General features: G+C 42.4%; 1 rRNA gene. It reads right to left on the reverse strand.

Annotated features, from left to right (window positions below):
* Positions 1 to 91 (reverse strand): 16S ribosomal RNA (locus tag NNO04_RS22740); the annotation flags it as partial.
* Positions 92 to 245 lie beyond the last annotated feature (154 nt).

Genomic DNA, 245 nt, shown 5'->3' on the forward strand with positions numbered 1-245 from the left:
GGGAGCAAGCTCCCCTGTGCTACCGTTCGACTTGCATGTGTTAGGCCTGCCGCCAGCGTTCAATCTGAGCCATGATCAAACTCTTCAATTTAAAAGTTTGATGCTCATGAAATTAAACTTCGTAATGAATTACGTGTTCACTCATAAGACTTGGTATTCATTTTTCGTCTTGCGACGTTAAGAATCCATGTCACTTTGAGTGCCCACACAGATTGTCTGATAAATTGTTAAAGAGCAGTTGCGAC

This window comes from Citrobacter sp. Awk 4 (assembly GCF_028069725.1).
Lineage (GTDB): Bacteria > Pseudomonadota > Gammaproteobacteria > Enterobacterales > Enterobacteriaceae > Citrobacter_D.